This is a genomic window from Paenibacillus sp. CAU 1782 (assembly GCF_054551715.1).
In genome coordinates this window covers 1-17,640 of sequence record NZ_JBTOLL010000020.1, presented here as the reverse complement: position 1 = coordinate 17,640, position 17,640 = coordinate 1, and the positions used below count along the sequence as shown (strand labels likewise).

Annotated in this window: 10 protein-coding genes; 6 read left to right on the top strand and 4 right to left on the bottom strand. The window is 49.1% G+C overall.

From position 1 onward, the window contains the following. Positions 1-65: 65 nt before the first annotated feature. Both ACX93W_RS23865 and ACX93W_RS23860 read right to left on the bottom strand, forming a co-directional pair. Positions 66-3,485 carry an NEAT domain-containing protein gene (locus ACX93W_RS23865; RefSeq protein WP_459394892.1) on the bottom strand — a complete coding sequence of 1,140 codons (3,420 nt, stop codon included), beginning with the start codon at positions 3,483-3,485 and terminating at the stop codon, positions 66-68. Between the two features lie 161 nt (positions 3,486-3,646). After that, complete coding sequence (locus tag ACX93W_RS23860; RefSeq protein ID WP_459394891.1) at positions 3,647-4,066, bottom strand: NEAT domain-containing protein; 420 nt, start codon at positions 4,064-4,066, stop codon at positions 3,647-3,649. 445 nt (positions 4,067-4,511) lie between these two features. On the opposite strand from ACX93W_RS23860, the gene ACX93W_RS23855 reads away from it, so the two are divergent. Then, positions 4,512-6,749, top strand: a complete 2,238-nt coding sequence (locus ACX93W_RS23855) for an S-layer homology domain-containing protein (protein ID WP_459394890.1) — start codon at positions 4,512-4,514, stop codon at positions 6,747-6,749. Positions 6,750-6,970: 221 nt separating this feature from the next. On the opposite strand, the gene ACX93W_RS23850 is transcribed toward ACX93W_RS23855, so the two are convergent. Further along, positions 6,971-8,698 (bottom strand): ABC transporter ATP-binding protein, encoded by a 1,728-nt coding sequence (locus ACX93W_RS23850; protein ID WP_459394889.1) that lies wholly within the window; start codon positions 8,696-8,698, stop codon positions 6,971-6,973. A gap of 255 nt (positions 8,699-8,953) precedes the next feature. Between ACX93W_RS23850 and ACX93W_RS23845 the strand changes: the two genes are divergently transcribed. The 4 genes from ACX93W_RS23845 to ACX93W_RS23830 all read left to right on the top strand — a co-directional run bounded on the left by ACX93W_RS23845 (position 8,954) and on the right by ACX93W_RS23830 (position 14,489). Beyond that, positions 8,954-10,396, top strand: a complete 1,443-nt coding sequence (locus tag ACX93W_RS23845; RefSeq protein ID WP_459394888.1) for an ABC transporter permease — start codon at positions 8,954-8,956, stop codon at positions 10,394-10,396. A gap of 14 nt (positions 10,397-10,410) precedes the next feature. After that, positions 10,411-11,919, top strand: a complete 1,509-nt coding sequence (locus tag ACX93W_RS23840; RefSeq protein WP_459394887.1) for an ABC transporter permease — start codon at positions 10,411-10,413, stop codon at positions 11,917-11,919. A 154-nt stretch (positions 11,920-12,073) separates the two neighbouring features. After that, complete coding sequence (locus ACX93W_RS23835; RefSeq protein ID WP_459394886.1) at positions 12,074-13,915, top strand: ABC transporter substrate-binding protein; 1,842 nt, start codon at positions 12,074-12,076, stop codon at positions 13,913-13,915. Positions 13,916-14,012: 97 nt separating this feature from the next. After that, positions 14,013-14,489 (top strand): hypothetical protein, encoded by a 477-nt coding sequence (locus ACX93W_RS23830; protein WP_459394885.1) that lies wholly within the window; start codon positions 14,013-14,015, stop codon positions 14,487-14,489. A 461-nt stretch (positions 14,490-14,950) separates the two neighbouring features. Here ACX93W_RS23830 and ACX93W_RS23825 read toward each other — a convergent pair whose 3' ends face one another. After that, on the bottom strand, positions 14,951-15,883 hold the full coding sequence (locus tag ACX93W_RS23825; RefSeq protein ID WP_459394884.1) for a DMT family transporter: 933 nt from the start codon (positions 15,881-15,883) through the stop codon (positions 14,951-14,953). Positions 15,884-16,005: 122 nt separating this feature from the next. Between ACX93W_RS23825 and ACX93W_RS23820 the strand changes: the two genes are divergently transcribed. Beyond that, positions 16,006-17,388, top strand: coding sequence for an aminotransferase-like domain-containing protein (locus ACX93W_RS23820; RefSeq protein WP_459394883.1), 1,383 nt, complete (start codon positions 16,006-16,008; stop codon positions 17,386-17,388). Positions 17,389-17,640: the final 252 nt, after the last annotated feature.

The following is a 17,640-nucleotide window of genomic DNA, read 5'->3' as shown; positions in this document are numbered from 1 at the left end:
AACAACCCCGAGCCGCCGTCAGGCAGCCCGGAGTTGAAGTGACAAGACATCGGAGATTGGATTGATCAGGATTGAGTGAAGCTGTCCACAAGTCGCATGATCAAGGTTAATGCTTGCGCTCTTGTTGCTGTTGCATGGGGATCGAAGACATTGCCTTCTTTGCCCTGGATCAGGCCCGCCTTGACGGCTGCCGCCACTTCCTTCTGAGCCCATGCCGGAATTTGACCGCCGTCGTCAAATGTAACGGCATCTGCTTCATCCAGCTTCAGATCCGCCGCTCTTGACACCATAACGGCCAGCTGCGCTCTGGATAGCTTGCCCGAGGAACGGAATGTGCCGTCCTCGAAGCCCCCGATCAACCCCGCCGCAACGGCGCGTGCCACATGGGACTGAGCCCATGCCGGAATGTCGCCGATATCGCCAAAGGCCAAGGAATCTCCTTCTCCTTCCAGCTGCAGCGCGCGGCTCAGCATAACGGCAAACTCGCCGCGCGTAACCACGTTCTCCGGACGGAAGTTGCCGTCCTGATAGCCGTTTACGATACCAAGCTTCACTGCGCGGTCGATGCTCTCTTTTGCCCAATGTGAAGCTGTATCGGAAAATTCTACGTTTGGCGTCGCTGGCGTTCCCGGATTTGTTCCAGGATTGGCGCCTTCGCTGCCTTCGCTTTGCTCGTCGTCTCCATCGTCGCCAGGCGTTGTCCCGCTTCCGGGGGTTGCTGGATTAGGCAATCCCGGAGGTCCAACAGGGCCTCCTCCAATCACATCAGAGCCGCTTGCAGCATAAGCTCCTGCTTCGTTGAACAAGAAGTCGATATCATAGGAATAATGGTAGTTAACGGCAGGCCAATCCACTTTTACCCACGATCTCAGCTTTTGCGACAAATCGGATAGGGTAAAGGTAACGACCCGCGTGTTTTTTGCTGCATCGCTTGAAGTGACGGAACCGCTGGAGCCGCCGACTGTCAGGCCTGTAATTTCGGCGCTTTGCTGCACGGTGAAAGAAACCGTCTTGCTGCCGCCGGAAACCTTCACAAGCGCTGGACTAACAAAATATTGATTCGCTACCGAAGTCTCGCCGGAATCCTTCTTCAATATGGTGAATGGAACATAATAGGTTCCATCAGCAGGGTACACCGGACCAACAGGCGTAACTGGAGGGTTCGTTCCCGTGTCTGGGTTGCCGGGATCGGGATTGCCCGTTGCAGGCGGCACGACAGCAGCGTTAAAGGTTTGGACTGCTTGACGCAATGCGTTAAGCGCGGCGTCGGTTGCCGCTTGCGATCCGTTTGTATTAACAGCCTCGAGGGAAGCTGTCGCAATGGCTGCTCTGTACGCCGTTATCGCTGCGGCAGGGTATTGGCCGGGCTCTGTCCCTGCTTGGACCGAGCGCAGCTTCGTATTGCCGGCATTGATTTCACCGGACAATTCGGCATTGTCAACACCGTTCCAATTGATTCGAATATCATGAGTGCGCTCATAGTTGGCTGCGGGAATAGAGACCTGCAGCTTGGCGTCCAGCAAGCCGCTTGCGCTAATATTTTTCAGCAGCACAGTGCGGGAATTGCCGGACGTATCTTCCGACAGCACCTGAGGCGAAACATAAGTACCGTCTGCTTGTTTATATTGGAAGGACTTGATTTGCGAACTGTTCAAAATGGTAATGATAACGGAATTTGCTCCTGCGCCGTCTCCGCCAAACACTGCCGGTTTGCCAAAGTAGGAGTCCGAGCTGGAGAATGCGCTATCCGTTGCATGAGCGATTGTATAATGTCTGGTTTCGTTCTTCGTTGTAAGGAATTCCCCAACAGCCTTGCCCAGATTCTCGGAAGCCAAATCGATGGATGGACGTGTCGACGAAAGCTGTTGTCCAACCGCTTTTGCTTCAACAATCGCTTGCTGCAGCTTCGCAAGGGCGTCTCCATCGGCATTTTGATTCCCGTTAGCTAAGCCTTCAGCATAGGCAACATCCTTGTTCAAGTTATCTAGCGCTTGACCATTCATGCTTAAATAAACGGATTGGGTAACGGTTGGTTCTTCCTTTGTTGCGTAATTCAAATGAATGATTCCGCTAACAGACTGACCTGCGCTCAAGCTTGGATTAAGTATAAATTGCAGAGAATATTTGTCCGCACCCTTATCAATACCCGTCTCCGTCGGATAATGCTTTAGGCTGACAAAAGTCGTTGTTCCATTGAGGGCAGGCCTGTAATAAGCTAGCGCCGTTGCCTCCAGGTCATCCTTGCCTGTATTCAATGTTACATTAACATGCGTGCGCTTAGAAGCATTAGTGAAAGTGGCAACGACTTCTTCGAACAAATCGCGATGGACGGATTCTACGGCATCGGAAGCCAGAGAGTCCAGCACAATGAGCTTGGTATTGCCTTCGACAATGCGGTTTCTTTCGATTTCGGACAATGCATTTAGCAATGCGGTCCTGCTCGCATCTACCTCTGCCTGTGTTGCCTGTCCGTTATCATAGACAGTTTGACTATTGAGCAATACAGTATCCAGAGAGATTGCGTAACCAACGATATACCCTGCTTGATAAACGTCATTTGGAGCGACGTAGGAAAGCGTTGGCTTCAGACTATTTGCTTGATTCAGCACATTAAGCAGAGCAGATTTATCGATATGAACGAGTTGTTCGTTAAAATAAGACAGCATTTGAACCAACTCATTATAGGTTTTGTTAATGTCATTCGCGTCAGCTGCCCCATCGGCAAGAAGAGCTTCGGCTTTTTCTATTACGTACAACAGCGAGGATCTTGCCCCCGGCAGGTACGCTCCTTCCCAATTTCCGTCTACAGAGTCTCTATGCAGCAACCGGGCTTGCTCAACCTTTTCGGAAAGAGCTTCGCGAGTAGCGCCGGTGCCGGAAGGTTCATCGTTAAGCGGAACAAAAGGGAGATTGCTGACATCAATTGCGATTTGCGCTCTGTACCAATTGTTGTAGCCAAACTCCAACCACGAATCCGTTCCCGGATTGTAGATATAGGTGTCTTTTACAACGATGTGCATCAACACATCCTGATTCACTCGGATATCCTCGATTGCAAACTCGACTGTCCCATAATAATCATCAACCTGAGTATCCGGCATTCCTACGCCTCGTTTGGTCATACCGGGCAAAACTTCAATTTCCTTGGCTTCGTCGTATTGCGACGCAGCAGCCGCGTTTTCTCCAGCGGGCGTTCCATCTGCTTTCAAGCTGCCCCAATAATGGAACCAATCATAGTTAATGAATTTGATTTGAAGTTTGTACTTGCCGTCCTGGGCAATCAGCTTCCCGGTTTTCGACTCCAGGTAACCCTCTGCTACAGATTGGCTGTTCGTGCCATTTTTCAAAATTCTGAAGTCAACGGAATATTCCCCGTCCCTAACCTTTGACGCTGATGTCGTATCGGCCCCATATACCGGAGCGGCGGACAACAGAAGCAAGCATGAAAGCAGCATTGCTAAATAACGCTTAAATGATTTTTTCAATCCTTTTCTCTCCTCGCATTATAGATTGTGAAGAAAACCAATGGCCGCTTTCCCGCACAAGCGACAGGCAGATCGATGTTAACCGACCTGCCTGTCGCTTCTACAGTAAAGGAAAAGCTTTCTTCTAAACGTACGTTAGGCAGTATTTCAAGCCCTGGGCTCTAGAGCCATTTGATTTGAATATCGTAAGTTTCGTTGTAAAGCCCGAAGACAGAAACCGCAATTTTGGCTTTTGTATTAACGGAGAAATCATCAACCGGGAACGTAAAGTTGATCACGCCGCCCGATGTCGTGCCGGAATACGTCGTATACGTGGAACCGCCGTCATTGGAGATGCTCAGCGAATTGATATTGAACAGGAAAGAAGTGTTGAAGCCCAGTGTGACCGTTGTGCCGTCGTCCCCAACAGACGCAGGAGTGACCGCAAAGTCATTGGCTCTGGAATTTACTTCAGGGTTGTCGGCACGTACGATTCTGTAATCCTTCGAGGTTGCTGCAAACGCAGAACCGGCAATCATTACAAGCGAAAGTACTAACGTCAGGATCATAACAGGCAAGGTTTTTTTCATTGAAAAGTTCATTGAATCATCTCTCCCTCAATTTGTTTTCATTCTTATTTTTCCTGGCTGGATGAATAAAGTGGCCTGACTGGCGACAATCAATTCCCGCTTCTCGTTCCTTTCCCCGCTTCCATTGAAGGTCGGGCTCATCTCCCCTTTGCTATAAAAATGAATCCAACGGCGAACCACAGATTATTATGCAATAAGATAATGATAATCATTATCGACAAAGGTGCAAAAAAAATTTCTGTGGCTAAAGCTGGCTGCACCGGTATACAGACCCTGCTTAACAATACAGAAAAGTCCAGGACGTGTACGGCGTCCGTGACAGTTTTCATTGTACAAGATGAATATGAACAACGTATGAACGGAAGATTACAAAATTTTTTGCCCGTTTCCACTTCAGATTCATTTAAGAAAACGCATTTATACTGCAAGCATACTAAAAAAAGGATGTGTAAGCCTTATGTTGAAACGATCAACCTCTCTGCTGCTTGCAGTCGTAATGAGCTGGTCTTGCTTGTTTTTTGTTTCATCCGCAAATGCGGCAAGCAGTGACGAAACCGTAATCAAGTTAGCCGACAGCGGCGTCACGGTAAACGGCGCAACCGCCTCGACCCAATCTTCCTCTGCCGTATACACAGGCGCAGACATTATCTACTATAAAGCCGGACAAGGCGCTTCTTACGGCGAAGGGACGGCCGTGGACGAGCATGATGCCAGCGAAGCAGACGCTCATACCGTCGTTACCATTACAAAGCCGGGTACATACCGTGTTTCGGGAACGTTGACAGCTGGACAGCTTGCCATTGATCTTGGCGAAGACGCTTCGGATGATCCCGCAGCGGTCGTAACCTTGATTCTGGACGGCGTAGACATCACTTCCACAGTAGCTCCCGCCGTCATCTTTTACAACGTCTATGAGCCTTATAGCGCAAGTCAGGATACGGGAGGCGTAACAAACTTGTCCAAAGCAGGCGCCCAGGTAATCCTTGCAGACGGTTCTGTTAATGAGGTGAGTGGTTCATATGTCGCCCGTATTTATAAAGAAGGCACAACCAAAAAGCTTCACAAATACGATGGCGCCTTCTATTCCAAAATGTCCATGAACATCAGCGGCGAGACGGCGGGAACAGGCAAGCTGTACATTACAGCCGAAAACGAAGGTCTGGATTCCGAGCTGCATCTCACCTTAAACAGCGGCAATATTTATATTAAAGCGCAGGATGATGGCATCAATACAAATGAAGACGGCATTTCCGTTACGACTATCAACGGCGGATATTTACATGTCAATGCCGGCCTGGGGGCCGAAGGGGATGGCATCGACTCCAACGGCTACTTGACGATTAATGGCGGCACCGTCATTACGATGTCCAATGAGCGCAGCCCGGACGGCGGAATTGACGCCGATGGGGACATAACGCTCAACGGCGGCACTGTCATCGCATTAGGCACACGCAATGATGCGGCTAGCTCCAATTCCAAGCAACCTTTCATGGAGCTTATGTTTGCTTCTACGCAATCAGCCGGCAGCGTCGTAACAATTACCGATGCCAATGGCAAGGAGCTGCTCCGCCACACCGCGGAAAAAGCATTCCAAAGCTTAACCTTCACGTCTTCCGATTTGGCTCTTAACACGGATTACTCCGTTTATGTGAACGGAGTCCAGCAGCAATACAGCGGAAACTCCTTCGGCATGATGGGCGGGTTCCCTGGAGCCGGCGGCGCTTTCCCTGACGGCGTCTTTCCTGGCGGGGAACGGCCGGCAGGCGAGCAAGGAACGGCTCCCGCGGGCGAAGCTCCCGAGCCTCCATCCGGTGAAATCCCACAGATGCCTGAAGGCATGACTCCTCCTGCGGCAAGCGGACAAGCGACTACGGGAGCAGCTGCAACCGGCGAAGCATCGGTCTCCTTTATTTTGACGGAAACGGTGCATAGCTTCTCCGCCGTTACGGATTCCACAGATGCCTCCGGCAAGCAAAAAGTAACATTTAGCGTGAACGAAGGGAAAGGCATTTCCAATGCGGCGTCCGGGAAAAGCGTTGCCGTAAACAGCATTACGGCCAACCGCGAGGTTCCAGAGGAAGATGTTCAGATTACCATTACCGATGTGCCATCTGAAAACTATTCGGAATCCGTCCTGCTTTCGGATGGAATGGAGGCGCTCGCCGCAATCCTGCCTGAAGCCGACGGCACATATCAGCTGACGATTGCCGTTATATCTGGCAACGAGACCTATACAGGGGCAACCCGTCTGCAGTTTACCATCGGCGGTTTGCCGTTTACGGATGTCAAGCCGGGAGATAGCGCCTATGAAGCCATTCAGGCTCTCTACGCCAAAGGCGTTATGGTAGGTACCGGCGCAACAACATTCTCTCCTGACACCGGCTTATCCAGAGCTGCCGCAGTAACAGCTCTTGGCCGACTGCTGGGCGTGGACATTGCCGAATCCAGCTTGTTCAGCGATGTAGCTCAAAACAGCTGGTATAGCGGTTACGTCGGTTGGGCGGCGGAAGCCGGCCTGGTGCAAGGCGACGGAAATGGCCGCTTCCAACCAAACAAAGGCATTACCGCCGATCATATGAATTTGATTCTCTCGCGATACAGCGAGCTGACAGGCAAAACCTTTGAGGCGGCCCAAGGCGGCAGCAACTTGCTGACACGCGGCGAATTCGCCATTGTATTGGCTTCCCTGCTGTAATAAACCGATCACCTGCAACAATCGGAAAAGTAGCTGAAAAAGAAAAAGCGCGGGTCGGGAACGTTTCAGTTCCTGATTCGCGCTTTTTTACTGATCAGCTTTCTAGGGCGTGTCAGGAAACTCGCTCAAGGCATGTTCAGACACTCCCTAGCAAAAGCTTGTACAAAACATCATCATAAGTCGATCGTGCACAAACAGCCGGATACTTTGAGCGTATAGCCTTACTTCTGCGCCACAGCAAGCCAATGCCCCTTGCTGACTTCCACAAAAGAGGAACGGTCCAGCCCGTATGGATCGATTTTTCCCGCTTCCGCATTAATAATCGGTTTTTTCCGGGATTGAATCTCGGGGTCCGGCACGGGAATGGCAGACAGCAGCGATTTGGTATAGTCATGCAGCGGATTGGCATACAACTCTTCGCTTTCCGCCAGCTCCACAATTTTTCCTTTGTACATGACCGCTACCCGGTCGCTGATATGCTTGACCATGGAGAGGTCATGCGCGATAAAGAGATAAGTCAAACCCAGTCTTTCCTGGAGCTCTTCCAGGAGTTTGACGATTTGGGCTTGAATAGACACGTCGAGTGCAGATAACGGCTCGTCGCAAACGATCAGCTCCGGCTCAACGGCGAGCGTCCGGGCAATGCCGATCCGCTGTCTTTGTCCCCCGGAAAATTCATGGGGATACCGCATGGCATGGGAAGATTCCAGCCCCACCATGTCCAGAAGCTCTTCCACCCTTCTCAATCGTTCCCGCTTGCCTGATGCCAAACCATGCACGTCCAGCGATTCACCGATAATGTCCGCAACACGAAGACGAGGATTAAGCGAAGCATACGGATCCTGAAAAATCATGCCCATATAACGGCGCATCTTTTTCATTTCCGACCGGTTCAAATGCTGCAGTGGAATGCCCTTGAACAACACCTCTCCGCCTGTTACCTCGTTAAGGCGCAGAATGCTGCGGCCCGTCGTCGATTTGCCGCTGCCGGACTCCCCGACTACGCCAAGCGTTTCTCCAGCCCACACATCAAAGCTGATATCATTAACGGCTTTAAGAATTTGTCCTTTGCCCATGTTGAAATGCTGCTTCAGAGAGGAAACTTTCAAAATCGGCAGCCCCTCCTGTTTAACGGGCACCGCCTTGGGCTTTTTCTTCTCATCCAGACGCGGCAAAGCGCCTAGCAGCCTTTTTGTATAGGGGTGAGAGGGATTAGCGAATATTTCGGCCGTTGTTCCCGTCTCGACAATTTCGCCTTCTTTCATGACGACAACTCGGTCGCACACGCCGGCTACAACACCCAGATCATGCGTAATCAAAATGATGGCCGTGCCGAATTTATTCTGAAGCACTTTCATCTGATCCAGAATTTGTGCTTGAATCGTAACATCCAGCGAGGTCGTAGGCTCGTCCGCAATAAGCAGGGACGGGTTGCAGGCAAGCGCGATGGCAATCATGACCCGTTGTCTCATGCCGCCGGAAAATTCATGCGGATATTGCGTATACCGGGTTACGCCGTTAGGTATGCCGACGAGCTCCAGCATAGCGATTGCTTCCTTGCGGGCTTCCGCCTTGCTCAGCTTGCGATGCTTGATAAGCCCCTCTTCAATTTGTTTGCCGATTCGCATGGTCGGATTCAGAGATGACATCGGATCTTGAAAAATCATACCGATATCCCGGCCGCGGATTTTCTCCATTTCCCGATCCGATTTGTAAGCCAGGTTTTCCCCTTTAAACAGAATCTGGCCGCCCTTTACCATGGACGGAGGGGACGGAAGCAGCCGCATGATCGAACGCGCCGTTACGCTTTTGCCGCTGCCGGATTCCCCGACAATGCCCAGCGTCTCTCCTTCGCGCACCTCGAAGCTTACGCCCCGAACCGCTTCAACCTCTTTGTCTCTGGCAAAAAATGATACCGCCAAATCCTTGACCTCTAACAATACACTCATGTTGTCACCCGCATCCGCATTTTGTATATTTAGTGCCGCATTAATTGTTGTTATGGATATACTATAATCAAGTAATAGGGATAAAACGATGCTTGCGCATCATTTGGCTTAACTAATCCTTATTATATATTGTATAATGAAGATTGTGTGATTTGTGCCGTGTTTTTATTGACAATTTGCAGTTCGTAAAATAAAATCTACTATATCAATCGGAATAATGCAAATTAAAAATAGATTGTAAAGGAGCGGACCAGCTTGGCAGGGCATGTTGCATCAAGAAAAAACGGCATCGCAGACGGAACGGCATCCCTCTATCGCAAAATGCTTCTTCATCCGTCCTACCGATTCCTTCTACTGGTATTCGGCGCGCCGCTTACCATTCTTCTCTACATATTATATCGTTATCGCCTCGCTAAAGGCGGTTATCGCAATATTTCCCAAACGATCAGCAAGGAACTGCTGGATTCCGGTCTCCGCAATGAGCTCCTTCGGGAAGCACGGGAACAAATTTCCCGCAAACATGCCTTTTTCGGCAAAAACGCCGGCAAGGAAGACCTGGAGAAGGAAGCCGCAGCTTTAGCCGAAACCCGGTTTAATGCCGCCGTTCGCGAAGAGCTTGCCCGCAAGCTGGAGGAAGCGGATAGCCCGCGTTTTTCCTTTGCCGACACCTACCATGGTTTTATTAGCCATCCCGGTTATTTTGCGCTATCTCTTGTCATTGGATTCCCAATGTATCTTTTGATGGCATTGTACGCCAATCCCTATCTGAAATATATTGCGGAACGATTGGTTATGACCGTTTTTGTCATCATCGGAGTTGCCGTTCTTGTCTTTACGATTCTGTATGTATCACCAATGAATCCCGCAGCCAACCTGCTTGGAGAAACGGCCACCGCTGAACAGATCGCGGCTTTTAATAGCATGTATGGCCTGGATCAGCCTTATCTGGTACAGCTCTGGCAGTCGCTAAAAGGCATCTTGACCTTTGATCTCGGCAAGTCGTTTGCCGGCAACGAATTAGTGGCAACCGCTATTTCCAACAAATTCCCGATTACGTTGACTCTTTCGGTGATAGCGACGCTCATTGCGGTTGTGATCGCGCTGCCGATCGGCATTATTTCGGCGACCAGACCCAATTCCTTTTTTGACTATACCTTTATGTTTATCGCTCTGCTCGGATTGTCAATTCCAAACTTCTGGCAAGGCTTGATTTTTATTCTGAACTTTTCGATCAAGCTGCCGTGGTTTCCGGCGACATACAACCCTAATAACTGGGTATCTGCAGTCATGCCGATCATCGTGCTTGGTACCGGCTTTACGGCCGCCGTCGCGCGGATGACCCGTTCTTCCACGCTTGAGGTCATTCACGAGGACTACATAACGACAGCCAAAGCCAAAGGCTTGCGTTCCGGGCAAGTGCTGTGGAAGCACGCCATCGGCAATGCGCTCATTCCCATCATCACCGTTATTGGCCTCATGTTCGGCGGGATGTTGGGCGGCGCTGCCGTGACGGAAAAGGTGTTTAATATCAGCGGTATCGGAAGCTACATTGTCGACCGTCAATTCATTCCCGATATCCCCGCTATTATGGGCGGCGTCGTCTATGTAGCCATCACAATATCGATCGTTAATGTAATTGTGGATTTGCTCTATGCGTTTTTTGATCCTCGGATTCGATCCAAAATGAAACAATACTGAAGCAGGTGCAGACCGTGAAAAATGTTTCGTTAACCAAGCAAGAGCTGAATTTTCGGCTAAAATCCAATTCGGAATACGGGCAAGCAAGCTTTGCCGGGCTTATCTCGCTGGCGATCGCCGTTTTGCTGTTATGGAATGCCTATAGCCCGGCGGATGGCAGCTTCAAGCCTATCGGGTTGGGGGCCGGAATTGCCTTTGGTCTGTTCGGCTTGCTGCAGCTGACTGTCTGGTATTTGATCCGGACTAATCTCATCAAGCATGCCGCAATAGGCAAAGCGACCCGGGGACTTGGCTTTCTGTTGCTGCCAAGCTTGTTCACAGGCAATGTTTTTGTCGCTTCGACAGCATTCCACCTCGTGAAAAAAAACAAATTCGCCGCTTATACACTGGCTGTTTATTCTTTGATGACTACCGTACTGGTTTTTGGCGTAACTGCCCTAAACCTGTTTAAACCTTATGTAGCTAATGGCTTCCTGTCCGGCATGTCGCTGCTGCTGATTGCGGGAATTATTCAATTGATATCCCTGCTGCTGATTGCAAAATTCGGTGGCGGCGCCGTTCTTCCGCGGTGGATGGCAATTGTTGCGATTGCTTTGCTGGCAACGGCTGCAACCGGCAATTTGTTTGCCTTGTTCCTCAGTCTGATGCTGCTCGCCAAACTTCGCAATCGAGGTTTTACGTCTGGATCGCGTTTTGGCGATGTTTTTGAAAGATTGTCAAGAAGCTCAACCTCCATGCTTGGACTGCTGTTTGTAACGTTTCTTCTAACCCTGTCGATCACCAGCCTGATCACATTTGATTACGGCTTGGCTATCGACAACAACTACAGCGCTATTCTGCAATCGCCAACGCCGGAGTATCCTCTCGGTACGGACAACTATGGACGGGATCTTTTCTCCCGCATCGTGTTCGGGGCGCGCATATCGTTGATTGTTGGCTTTTTAACTACTTTGATTCCACTGTTGATCGGCGGTTTGCTAGGTGCTTTATCCGGTTATTACGGCAAACGCACGGACAACCTAATTATGCGTGCTCTGGATGTTTTGTATGCCGTTCCCGCTATTCTGCTCGCCATTGCTATTATCGCGGCTTTTGGAGCCGGCACCGTCAATTTGATCATCGCGCTTAGCGTCAGCTCCATTCCAACCTATGCGCGTACCATGCGAGCGAACGTGCTTCAAGTTTCGACGCTGGAATATGTTCAGGCCGCACGGGCATTCGGCTCGAACGACTGGATTATTTTGTTCAAGCACATCCTGCCGAATTCCGTTGCGCCCATGATCGTGCAGTCGACGCTTACGATTGGTTCCGCCGTCATTTCTACCAGCAGCTTAAGCTTCCTCGGACTTGGCGTTGAGCCGCATATTCCGGAGTGGGGCAATATTCTGAAGCTGGGAAGCGCCTATCTGGAGACGCATTCGTTCACGGCCATTTATCCGGGTCTTGCCATCATTTTGCTGGTTCTGTCCTTTAACTTCCTGGGCGACGGCTTGCGCGACGCGCTTGATCCCAAGCTGGATTAACAACAGATTAGCAGGGTGATACACCCGATTAAAACGGCCTAACGGCCTTCCATTTTGGACCTCATTCATATTCCGTCGTCATTCCCGTTCAAACGAAAATGGCGAAGCATGAATGTGAGTTAACATATATCTAGATACACAGGAGGAGACAATCATGCAAAAGAAAATGAGGCTGGTCGCACTGCTAATGGTAAGCTTGGCACTTCTGCTAAGCGCCTGCAAGCTGACCACCAAAAACGACGTTAACGAAGCTAGCCCAAGCCCATCCGCTTCAGCGGGCACCGAGGCTGTCGTCGACAATAATCCCGTGGATATCGAATTGCTCGGGATGAGCTCCAACGAGGCCGACCTCAACATCGTGCGCGACCAACTGAACAAAAACGGCTTTAACGTTAAACTGAACATTCAACCAGACTACGGCAGCTTCAAAACGCAAGAAGATGCCGGCAACTTCGATATTTCCCTGTCCGGCTGGACTACGGTTACCGGCAACCCGGACTATGCAGTTCGTTCGCTGTTCAAAACAGGCGGAGACTACAGCAAGCTGTCCGATCCGGAAATCGACGAGCTGATCGAAAAAGCTTCCACTCAAACACCGGAAGAATATAAAGAAACCTACAAAGCTTTTGAAGAAAAGCTGGTTTTTGAAAAAGCTTATATCGCGCCCTTGTACCGCTCGCTGAAATCTCAGGCATTTAACCAAGAGGTGCTGAACAAAGATTCCGTTCGCTTGTCCAAATCGCGTTCCCTGCCTTGGGAAGCGCTGGACTTTAACGACACATCCAAGCGTGAAACCGATGCGCTTGTCCTGCAATCCACGATGCCTACTCTGACATCGCTTGATCCAATCAAAGGCAATGACGGTTCCATCAACATCATCAACACCAACTCCAACGTTCGTATCGTTAACCTGACTGACGATGACAAAGTAACATCGGAAGGTTCGTTGTCTCTGAACCACGCGATTGCTGAAGGAAACTCCGACTATTACTTTATTCTGAGAGACGACATCAACTTCGCCCGTGTTGAAAACAAAACAGCGGTTGATTCCGGCGAGCGCGTAGGCGCAGACGACGTTATCTTCTCCCTGTTGCGTGCAAAAGACAAAAATTCCGTGCCTGACCACCGTACGTACACGCTGCATGAGCATATCCAAAACGTTGAGCTTGTAACAGATGTTGCTTCGTTGGATGCGCTGAAAGTATCCGGCAGCTCCGAAACGGTAAAAGCGGCTCTTGAAAATGGCCTGAACGCCAAAATATCCGAGCTGGTTTCCGATAAAAACCAAGCAAGCAACAAAGACGGCAAATACCAGGTTGTTAAATTGACTACAACCAAACCTTTCCCGCAAGTTCTGAATTACCTGGCTCACCAATCTGCCGGTATCGTATCGCAAAAACAGGTTCAAGCCATCAACACGTATGACGTAGCAAACTTCGACGTCAACAAAGATATTCCATACGGCGACCAAAACACCGTAACAGAAGGCGCTCAATACAACAACACGCTGTATGCAAGCGGTCCTTACATCCTGGCTTACAAAAATGATTACGAAGCTGTTTTCTACAAAAACCCTGGCTACATGAAGGGCACTGAAAACGAACCAAAAATCAAAAACATCAATGTTCGCTTCATCAAAGATGCAGACAGCACTCTGGCTGCGCTTCGCAGCGGTGAAATCCACCTGTATTATGGCGTAAGCGAAACGAAATTTGATGTTGTGAAGGGCGACAGCAAGCTGTTGCTGCAAACTGTTCCAAGCAACGCTGCATCCTACCTGCTGTTCAATACTAGCAACCGCCCTGTAGCGGAAAGCGTAGATCTGCGTAAAGCTGTTTTGTATTCCATCAATCAGGATGAAATTCTGGCGTTCTACGGCGGTAACAAATTCAAGGCTGTATCTACCCTCAGCCCGCTTGTTGACACCGGATTGGAACTGAAAGCCGACGCGGCTAAAGTCAAGGAATTCCTGAACGCGTACAAAGCCAGCAAATAATCCAGCTTACACAACCAACATTGGCAAGAGGCGGCCTCACACGGCGTCTCTTGCTTTTGTATTACACACCTGCATGGAAAATGAGGAGGATAACCGCATGACCCATTCATTATCGCAAGCAAAAGCGAAACTATCTCAATGGGACGCTCTTATGCTGGAGTCGGTCAAGGCTTTGGGTTGGCCAAAGGATGAGCTCATTCAAAAGGTACTGGAGGGGAATCTGCCGCAGGACGACAGCAAGTTCCATTTTGACTACACTCTCTTGACGTCCTTCGCCAAAAAAAATGAAGAGTTGTTCCGAAGCGCCGTTCAGGATGGCTATCAAATCAAATATAATACGATTCGCGGCATTCACAGCTGGATTCTGGTTGCTTTGAAGCAGGAGGGCGTTTTGTCGCTGGAAGCCGGCGAAGAGGCCGTCTCTGCTGCTCTGACCGATTCCGAAGCGGAGCTTCTATCCTCCGTGCTTTCTTTTGGCTGGGCATTGTCTCCCGCTGTGGCTGACGAAGGACAAGCCTTGCAGGAAGGCAGAAAAAGCTACCAGATCAAACCAGCGGCAAGCACTTCTTTATAAATAGTAGAGCGCGTGTACCGTTATTGTTGCTTCTTATGTGGAGCTCTCAAGGGTTAGGAATAGGGAAGGCTAATATGCCTCCAAAATAAAAAGTTGAGCGGAAAACATGATGATGTTATCCACTCAACTTTTTTTGCATTTATTCAAGATATCTCTTAGCCTTTATTCTGCCATTACGTGCTTCCTTTTTTGTTTCTCTCGGTACTTATCTCCATACGGCTGGCTCGCTCGTTTGCTCGTTTGCTCGTTTGCTCACTTGCTTACTTGCTCATTTATTCATTTAATTACTCTTTTATCACTTACTTACTTCATTTACTCAATTGCTTGCTCATTTACTCAATTGCTTACTCATTCACTTATTTGCTTACTTACTCATTTACTCATTTAATTACTCTATCACTACTTACTTACTCTTTCACTTACTTCCTTATTTACTTGTCCGCTTTTATCCCAGCTTTATGTTACTTCCCGGTTTTGCGAACTTTCAACGGATTGGCATCTCTGTTGGTGCCCAATACACCCGCAATAATCAGGATAGCCCCAACATAGTGGTACATGAATAACGGCTCGCCCAAAATCAATGCTCCACCCGCAATTGAGATCAATGTTGCCAGGTTACTGAATACACTCACCTTTGAAGCCTCCAAATGCGTTAAGGCATAGCTAGACAACAACGTTGTTCCCATCGTGGACAATATCGCCAGATATCCAAGTGCCCCCAAATAACCGGGATCAGTAAGCGGAGCCACATAAGCATCCATCGTTCCATCCATCGCATGACGTATGAATGCAGCAGCGTTAAACACCAGGAATCCAAGCGCCAATGTTACCCATGTGAGTTCCATCGGCTTGTAGCGGCGGGTTAACGGACGGGCAAGTACCCCATACCCTGCAAAGCACAAGGTAGACAGAAGCAGCAATCCGATGCCTTGGAAGTTTTCGAGGGATAACCCGATGCCTTTCATTGCAAGAATAAAAATAACTCCGCCTATCGATAGCAGCAAGCTAAGCTTTTGCAGCAACGATGTTTTTTCTTTCAGAAACAAAGAGGCCATTAACAGCGTGAATACCGGTGCAGTTGCTTGTATAATGCCAGCTTCCGAGGAGTTGGACGTAACCAATCCAAATGCCTGAAACAGAAAGAATAAGACCGGCGACAACAGCCCCAATGGAATGATCCGCCAAATATCGCTCCATTTTAAGCTCCACTTGAACCAGCCTAACGCGATTGGAACACTTGTAACGATCAGGGATAGAGTAAATCGATGAGCTAACACATCCATGGGATGAGCTTGCTGAACGGTCAGTTTAACGAATAAGAAGGATAATCCGATGATACTTGCGTATAAAATGGCGGCCAGATATGCATATTGCTGCGATCGTGATGTGTTCATAATTATTTTCCTCCAAATGATTGTGTTGTGCCAAGCTGCTTCTATAGTGTATCTTGCGACTAATTCGGTTACAATGTGTAAAAAAGAGAATTGTACCGGTACAGTTCATAGAGGCGGCTGTAATGAAAAAATACGAGCAAATCGCTGACGCAATCTTGCAGTGGATTAGACAGCAAGCAGATCAATCAGATTCTATCCATCATAAAGCGCAAGGCATCAAACTGCCTGCCGTCCGTGTTTTAGCAAAACAGTATAACTGCAGTATAAGCACCGTAATCCGTGCATACTCCATATTGGAGGAGCGGCATTTAGTTTATGCCCTGCCGCAATCCGGATATTATGTAGTCAGAAATTCAACAGGCAGAGACGACCAGGCTCTGGATGAAGGGTTGCTTGATTTCGCCTCAGCTGCACCTGATCCTCGCGTGTTCCCATATGGAGATTTCAAACATTGTGTCGCCCAGGCTATGGAAAAAAATCATGAGGATTTGTTTCTTTACGGGACAGAACGGGGTCTTCCATCTTTAATCGGGTTGCTGCAAAACCAGTTTGCAGATTATCAGGTTTTTGCAAAACCTCAGCAATTTTTTATTACCTCCGGCGTTCAGCAAGCCTTGGCTGTCCTCGCCTTAATGCCTTTCCCCGGCGGTAAGCGCAATGTACTTCTGGAGCAGCCGGGGTATCATAATATGCCGCCGCTGCTGCGGAGCCTAAACGTTCCTATGCTTGGTGTCCCCCGCAACCTGGGAGGGCTAAACTGGGAGGTATTAGAACAACGTTTTCGCGAGGAATCGCTCAAGTTTTTTTACGTCATGCCGCGTTTCCACAACCCATTAGGAACTTCGTTATCCGCAGCCGACAAAAAAAGACTAATCGCCATGGCAGCCAAATACGATGTTTATTTGGTAGAAGATGATTATCTGGCCGATTTGGAGGACAACTCCAGACAAGATCCACTAAGGTCTTATGACACGGAAGATCGAGTAATCTATCTGAAAAGCTTTTCCAAAATTTTGTTTCCCGGCTTGCGCATTGGAGCCGCAGTATTACCTTCAGCATTGTCGGAAACCTTCAGCCTGCACAAAAGAATGCTCGATATCGACAGCTCTATTCTTTCGCAAGCTGCGTTGGATATGTATATCCGCAACGGAATGTTTGCTCAACATCGAAAAACGATACAATCCAGGTACGCACGGCGGATGACCAAGCTTTTTGAGGCATTGGACGACTACCCGGACTTTTCTCCCTTCCGGCTCGCCCCTCGCACAGGCGGTGAACATACCGTTCTTCCTCTGCCGGATGAGGTTAGGCAGGATCAATTATTACAACGTCTGAGATCCCAAGGCATCATAGCGGGCACTACAGATCCTTATTTTTTTGAGACGGCGGCAGCGGCTTCCCCCAAAATGCTTCGCCTTAACATCTCAAACATTCATGAGGATCGTATAGAGGCGGGAATTCAAGTCATCTATCAAGCACTTTCAGGCATTATTAAAGGGCATTAATCTTTAACCCGCTATACCTACCGACCAGCACATTCAATAATGAGTCAGATCACAATAATATGCGCCAAGCAGGTGGTAGTTGTGAATGGAGTTGTCAATAAAAGTGCAGTTTGAAAACACACTCATGCTGAAATCCCGTTACTAGGCTGCTTGTGATAGCACTCTTTCGCGATAAATAGCTGGGGGCCAGCCCCCTGGATTAGAGGTATAGATTCGCTGCCTGTTGTAGTAGACCATGATGTATCTGAAGAT

Excerpts from the sequence above, each read along its gene's own strand:
- ACX93W_RS23850 (WP_459394889.1), bottom strand. The coding sequence starts at position 8,698 with ATGAGTGTATTGTTAGAGGTCAAGGATTTGGCGGTATCATTTTTTGCC.
- ACX93W_RS23830 (WP_459394885.1), top strand. The coding sequence starts at position 14,013 with ATGACCCATTCATTATCGCAAGCAAAAGCGAAACTATCTCAATGGGAC.
- ACX93W_RS23820 (WP_459394883.1), top strand. The coding sequence starts at position 16,006 with ATGAAAAAATACGAGCAAATCGCTGACGCAATCTTGCAGTGGATTAGA.
- ACX93W_RS23855 (WP_459394890.1), top strand. The coding sequence starts at position 4,512 with ATGTTGAAACGATCAACCTCTCTGCTGCTTGCAGTCGTAATGAGCTGG.
- ACX93W_RS23860 (WP_459394891.1), bottom strand. The coding sequence starts at position 4,066 with ATGAACTTTTCAATGAAAAAAACCTTGCCTGTTATGATCCTGACGTTA.
- ACX93W_RS23835 (WP_459394886.1), top strand. The coding sequence starts at position 12,074 with ATGCAAAAGAAAATGAGGCTGGTCGCACTGCTAATGGTAAGCTTGGCA.
- ACX93W_RS23825 (WP_459394884.1), bottom strand. The coding sequence starts at position 15,883 with ATGAACACATCACGATCGCAGCAATATGCATATCTGGCCGCCATTTTA.